The following is a 5,093-nucleotide window of genomic DNA, read 5'->3' on the forward strand; positions in this document are numbered from 1 at the left end:
AGCGAGTAATTCAAATTCACTGACGACTATATCGTCGCTCAAGCTATCTCCAACAAAAATATCATCACCATCAGCTTTACCAATTAAAAAATCACTCGCATTGAGTAAGACAGTAAATTCTCGCCCTTTAAAAGTGAAAGGTGTAGTTGGTGATATTTTTATGTCATAATCAGTAGTATCAACCAAAGCATCTCCGCTATTATCGGCGTGACGTATCTCCGCAAGACAGAAACCATCTACGAAAACAGCCAAATCAACAGGACAACTAATGTTGAAGAAAGTTGGCAATGTTTCTGCCTTATTTAAGTCTATTAAACTATTACTGGAGTGTTGAAATCTTTCAGATAAAGGATTGTTCAATATTGTTATTTTTTTCAGTCCATGTGTAATTTTACCAAGAATATCAAATGAATTTGTACTATCCCATTCTATAGAGACAGTATACCCAAAGGCATTAATCCATTTTGGTTTCAATGCTTTTAATTCATCGAACGAAATTCCAATCAATACAGGTAGCAGGTTTTTATTTTTTTCAACTGCACATAATATTTCAGGAAACACAAAGTCTTCATTTAGGGATGATTCTGAAACCAATACTATTACAGCTTTGCATGTATCTATTTCTTTACCCGTAGATTGGAGATTTTTTACCCCTGGAATGAAATCACGATAATAATACCAGGTAGTTAAACCCTCTTTTTCTAAGTGGTCAGATATTATTTTAGCAATTTTTTTGTCTTTTTCTGAACAACTTAAAAATATATCACTCATATTTCCCTCCATATTTTCCTAAAGCGAACGTTGGGGTAACGGGCAGCAAGGGTTTCCAAAAAAGTTAATTGAAACCACATCATTTAAAAGTTTTTCAACCTTTAAAAAGAATGAGACCCTTGCTGTCCGGTTCACCCGCCTGTTGTGCGTCCACGGCTGTGTTTTCTTTTGAACTTTTTACCTTTATTGGCAACTCGTATTTGAGTGACTTTTGTGGCATTTCTGATAAACAAATTCGGGATCAAGATCAATAGAGAATGGCCATTCAATTGTATCAAAGTTTACTTTGACTTGTTGGAATATTTCATGATCCTTGAGGCTACGAAAAACTCCAAAGTCAAGAAACGGTTTCATGTCCAGTATTCCAGTCTCACCGTTATCAAAAACTATTGAAAGAATGTAATTTTTACCGGGCTTAACTTGTTTTACTGATGGATACACAACATAATTTCCTTATTTAAGAGGTTCAATATTGAATGGTTTTTCTCCATTCATAACCAATTGCCAGTTTGCAATTAGTTCTTCCTGGTGCAATTCAGCCCATGCTATGACAAGCCTCTTCTGTTTTCTGGGAAGATTGCTTTCGATGATTTCACATGTGCGGATATCGACTGTTGCTTTGTATTCAGCGTAATAAACATGAAAGTGCGGTGGTGGATGCTCGTCGGGAGCAAAATACATTCGTATAATGATTCCATAAAACATTGATATCGTAGGCATTATTATCTTTTTATTTTTTTTTGTTCTTAATTTTTACATCAGTTAATTTTATTAAGAATAGCAGTTTTTTTAACTTTATGCAATTCGGTAGTCGCCCGATCATTATTGATTTGAGCATATAATTGCATCGCACAACGCTTGGGTAACGGGCAGCAAGGGTTTCCAAAAAAGTTAATTGAAAGCACATCATTTAAAAGTTTTTCAACCTTTAAAAAGAATGAGACCCTTGCTGTCCGGTTCACCCGCCTGTTCGGTATATTTGATTTACAGTCTCACTTTATGAAACCTATGCCAAATATTTTTTTTGACACCCAGTTAACAATTTGGGCTCCAGTACTGTAATTGCCTGTAAAAATATTTATTAACAACCATGTAATGCTATAAAGCGACGCTACACTAGCAAGCCAAATATAAAAATGCATAGCCTTCATAGAAAGAGTAGCTTTGCCTGGAGATGTTATAAGCTGAAGGCGTTCCTTTTTTCGTGGCGTTTTTTTTAGTACAATTTCTTTGTTATTAAGGTCTTTATTTTTTCCATTGAGAACGATAGTTATTTCAGTGTTACTTTTTCCTGGAAGATCTGAACTGAAAGTAAAGCCTGTTCCCCAGTCTTTATTGTCTTTCCTGTTTATAATGACTGGGTCTTTTTGAGGTGTAAACGCCTTAAAACTTAAATCAACAACATGCTCAGGGTTTAATGGTTTCAATTCATTTCCAACTAAAAAGAAAAAATGTGCTCCAGACTCAAGATTTTGAGAATTAGTATTTACTATTAAAAATTTTATAACACGCAAGGTTTGATATTCAGTACCCATGTAACTAATTTTAGTGACAGAAAATTTTAATTTGTCATCAAGAAGACTATCTCCTCCATAATTGTCATCTGTAGCCTTATAATACTCAAGATTCACAGGACTTTGCAGCCACACAGCAATGTAATATGAGATAATAGCTGGAACAAAAATTCCTGATATATAAGTAACGACTTTTACAAAGATTTCCATTTTCACCTCATAATGACTTGTCTTAAGGATAGGAAAATATTATTTTCACCTTTTCAATTTTTGAAACCGAACGGTTGAACTGACGGGCCGCGCCACGGTACTTGAAAAAGGCGGCTGAGCTGCTCGCGGTCCCGTCCAGTGATTGGTTATACATCTATTTGTTTGTTGTTTTCAATTTCGTTCGGAAAAAATTTAGTATAAAGGCTCTATCATCACTTGATTTGCGTTGTGCAAAATACACAAAGCCAATTAATAAACTCGGTATAATAAAGTCTGAAATTTCAATTTTGGATGAAAACACAAAGCCAAGCATGATGAACACCGAAACAAATATTAGCATAGCAAATGCGAATGGATTCATAATAAATCTTCCACTTATTTCAATACCTTCATCCAATTCTGTTATGGTAGCCTTAAAAATGTCTTGTAATTTATTTATATGATTTAAATTCCTATAGATGATGAAACCATTTTTTTTTATTTTACCATTGATAGGATTATCGCATGTTCCTTGTGGCCACAAAGCATCGTGTTCCATACTACGTTCCAACTCATTGATGCATTCATCTTTTGATAGGTTTGTTTTCAGGGTTATTTTTTTTGAAATCATATTAGTTTCTTGATGATGTATAACGGTTGAGCTGACGGGCCGCGCCACGGTACTTGAAAAAGGCGGCTGAGCTGCTCGCGGTCCCGTCCAGTGATTGGTTCTGTTTCAGTTTATAGTTTTACCAATCCTATCCCAACGAATTTTAAAATCTTTTCGATCCCATGACCAATAGATGATAGAAGCCTTTCCGGTTACAGAGGATTTCTTAACAAAACCCCAGAATCGACTGTCGTGGCTATTGTCTCTGTTGTCTCCCATTACGAATAGTGAATCATCCGGAACTTTTATAGCTGGCATAGTATCTCTTTGAGCCAAATTGGGTGGAATCATTCTATTATCAAGATGGAGGATAAAGGGTTCATTGATTAGTTTACCATTGATGAACACCTTCTTTTCTTTAATTTCGATGGTTTCTCCGCCGACTGCCACTACACGTTTAATGAAATCCTTAGATGGATCTTGTGGATATGGGAAAATGACCATATCTCCTTTTTCGATTCCACTTTTCAAAGACAAACCTGTCTTTGCGAGTATCTGATCGCCGATTAATAATGTAGGTTTTAGCGATCCATCCGGTATTTTGTAAGCTTGAATGATATGTTTCTTAATAGAATTCGATATTGTTGGCTGAATTATGAATGAACTAAGCAGTAAAATTCCCAAATAGGAATACCAACTATTGTATTTTTTTAGCTGATAGGAATCTCTGCCCTTTTTAGATACTTGAATTGAATCGATCAATGAGTAGAGAAAGTATGCGAAACCCAATAATACAAACAGAACAATCACGACTAATGAAGGGTAGATAAATAGAAAAACCATACAAATTAAGAGGCCTAAATACTGCCCCAAATATAAAATGATTCCTTTTTGTGCTTTACCCGAATATACATGCCCCAAACCAATTGTAAGAAAAGTAAAGACACCCGCAACCCATAGTTTTCTTGGTTTATTTTCCATTTTAATCCTTAGATTTGTCTGAATTTAGAAGCTGTTGTCATGAAACAGAACGCTAAGCTAACCGGCGCAAAAGGTTGTAGCGACGATAGGAGCGGAAACCTTTTGCGTCCGAGTTCAGCGCCGGGTTAGGGTTGTTTCTGTGTCTTTTTTGCAACGATTTCAGATGTTAATACTTTATCGTTTATTCATTTTTTTTTGTCCAGTTATATTTTTGTTAAAAAGTGTTATCCGCAAGAGCAACAAGTGTTGATTGAGATTCTTTGCAATCGTAAATTTTGTCAGCAACAAATATGATCGGAAGAATATTCAGAATGTTGAATAATTTCAAGCTTGTTGCAAAGTGTTATCCGCAAGAGCAACAATTGTTGATTGAGATTCCTGGCAATCGTAAATTTTGTTAGCAACAAATATGATCGCATGAATATTCAGAATGTTGAATAATTTCAAGCTTATTGAAAAGTGTTATCCGCAAGAGCAACAATTGCTGATCGAGATTCTTGGCAATCGTAAATTTTGTTAGCAACAAAAATGATCGCAAGAATATTCGGAATGTTGAATAATTTCAAGCTTGTTAAAAATTGTCATCTGCAAGATTAACAATTGTTGATTGAGATTTTTTCCAAGTATCTTTTATTCGTTATAAAAAATGTCAAAGAACATCAGTCTTTGTTAGATTTTAAAAATTTTAAATACAATTACTTCGCACAAAGATCAACAAATATTTCAAAACCCTAACGAATAAGGTTAGATTGTGTGAGCGCAGCGAACCACAATCTGAACCGTTTGTTGGACAAGCCCGGTCACCATATATAGAAAATAGCTTTTTAGGGTAAGGCGTTTGATCAGACGGATGTTAGGCGGGACCGGTCCTTTTTTCGAAAAATCGATCTTTGAAATTTATTCGCCAGATTCTAAAGGCTGTCTGAAGCAAAAAATGCTGTTTTTTGCACGCAGGTATGCATTGCCGGGAGAACCAGTTTTGTTTTGCGATCAGTGATGTGTGGATATTGAATTAAATATCACCTCCT

At 35.2% G+C, this 5,093-nt stretch carries 6 protein-coding genes; all 6 read right to left on the minus strand.

Going from position 1 to position 5,093, the window contains the following annotated elements; all coding sequences use genetic code 11:
• The coding region (locus BLT94_RS21425; protein ID WP_175530451.1) for a toll/interleukin-1 receptor domain-containing protein at positions 1 to 771 on the minus strand (771 nt) is incomplete at its 3' end.
• A gap of 183 nt (positions 772 to 954) precedes the next feature.
• A complete protein-coding gene (locus BLT94_RS22725; protein ID WP_041279440.1) occupies positions 955 to 1,212 on the minus strand; it encodes a DUF2442 domain-containing protein in 258 nt (85 codons plus the stop codon).
• Between the two features lie 12 nt (positions 1,213 to 1,224).
• Positions 1,225 to 1,491 (minus strand): DUF4160 domain-containing protein, encoded by a 267-nt coding sequence (locus tag BLT94_RS21435; protein WP_014957552.1) that lies wholly within the window; start codon positions 1,489 to 1,491, stop codon positions 1,225 to 1,227.
• 272 nt (positions 1,492 to 1,763) lie between these two features.
• The gene (locus BLT94_RS21445) at positions 1,764 to 2,495 is read right to left on the minus strand and encodes a hypothetical protein (protein ID WP_092238753.1); all 732 of its coding nucleotides are present in this window, start codon (positions 2,493 to 2,495) and stop codon (positions 1,764 to 1,766) included.
• A gap of 154 nt (positions 2,496 to 2,649) precedes the next feature.
• The gene (locus tag BLT94_RS21450; RefSeq protein ID WP_092238756.1) at positions 2,650 to 3,105 is read right to left on the minus strand and encodes a hypothetical protein; all 456 of its coding nucleotides are present in this window, start codon (positions 3,103 to 3,105) and stop codon (positions 2,650 to 2,652) included.
• A gap of 105 nt (positions 3,106 to 3,210) precedes the next feature.
• Positions 3,211 to 4,065, minus strand: a complete 855-nt coding sequence (lepB, locus tag BLT94_RS21455; protein WP_245743219.1) for a signal peptidase I — start codon at positions 4,063 to 4,065, stop codon at positions 3,211 to 3,213.
• Between the last annotated feature and the right edge of the window lie 1,028 nt (positions 4,066 to 5,093).

The sequence above is a fragment of the Desulfobacula phenolica genome, assembly GCF_900105645.1.
Lineage (GTDB): Bacteria > Desulfobacterota > Desulfobacteria > Desulfobacterales > Desulfobacteraceae > Desulfobacula > Desulfobacula toluolica.